Source organism: Vibrio sp. Vb1574, assembly GCF_033338675.1.
Genome location: NZ_JAWOTC010000321.1, coordinates 1 through 1,191, shown reverse-complemented (window position 1 = coordinate 1,191; position 1,191 = coordinate 1). Strand labels below are relative to the sequence as shown.

The 1,191-nt window shown below is 44.7% G+C and carries 2 protein-coding genes; one reads left to right on the top strand and one right to left on the bottom strand.

Translation table 11 applies throughout. The features are described 5' to 3' along the window. On the bottom strand, positions 1–263 hold a 263-nt coding region (locus R7O12_RS25880; RefSeq protein WP_318126918.1), incomplete at its 3' end, for a MarC family protein. A gap of 195 nt (positions 264–458) precedes the next feature. Between R7O12_RS25880 and nfsA the strand changes: the two genes are divergently transcribed. Further along, positions 459–1,181: an oxygen-insensitive NADPH nitroreductase gene (nfsA, locus tag R7O12_RS25875; RefSeq protein WP_318126916.1), complete on the top strand. Its 723-nt coding sequence runs from the start codon at positions 459–461 to the stop codon at positions 1,179–1,181. Positions 1,182–1,191: the final 10 nt, after the last annotated feature.

Here is a 1,191-nt window from a genome sequence, read left to right as displayed (position 1 = left end):
CCAATCATGAAGACTAAGATCCCCCCAGTAATGCGCAGCGCATAAAGGGTGATACCAAAGAGGTCGAAAATCACTTTTCCTGCGATGGCAAAAATAGCCACGATGACAAAAGCAATAAACACCGAACGAAGTGCTATTGATCGAACGGTCTCTTTATCTTCATCCGCCGTGAGGCTCAAAAAGATAGGAATATTGGCAATGGGATTCATGATCGCAAAGAACCCCATGAACACTGTGACGGTATGAAGTATCAGCTCTTTCATCTTTCCAACGTAGATAAACTATTGATTCTAAAAACAGTATATACCTTCACAAACAGAATGCGCGCCGTTTCCCCAGTCTGAACTCAAACTTATGCTCTAAGGCACAGTTTTTCTTTCGCGATAGTTTACCCATTCATTAAATACCGCTAAGGTGAACGCTCAGCCTAAAAATAGAACAAAGGATGTTAAGTCATCATGAACAGTACGATCCAAACCATTCTTGGCCACCGTTCCATTCGTAAATTTACCTCACAGCCTATCGATAAAGAGCAACTGGAAACCATCCTTCAAGCGGGTCTTGCCGCATCCTCATCCAGTATGTTGCAGGTAGTATCAATTGTTAGAGTCTCTGACACAGAGAAGAGATCGCAACTAGCGAAATTTGCAGGGAATCAAGCATACGTTGAAAGCGCGGCAGAGTTCTTGGTGTTCTGTATCGACTACCAGCGTCACGCCAGTATTAATCCTAATGTTCAAGCCGATTTCACAGAGTTAACGCTAATAGGCGCCGTAGACTCAGGAATCATGGCTCAAAACTGCTTATTGGCAGCAGAATCTATGGGGTTGGGAGGCGTATACATTGGCGGCTTAAGAAACAATGCCCAACAAGTGGATGAGCTACTGGGGCTACCCCAGAATACCGCCATCCTATTTGGTATGTGTTTGGGCCATCCAGATCAAAACCCAGAAGTTAAACCTCGCCTACCTGCACGCGTAGTCGTGCACGAGAACCAGTACCAAGATCTCAACTTAGATGACATTCAAGCATACGACCAAACGATGCAGAACTACTATGCAAACCGCTCAAGCAATCAAAAACAAAGTACGTGGTCACAAGAGGTTACGAGCAAGTTAGCTGGTGAGTCTCGTCCGCATATTCTTCCGTATTTGAATGGAAAGGGGTTAGCAAAGAAGTGACCATGCTGAA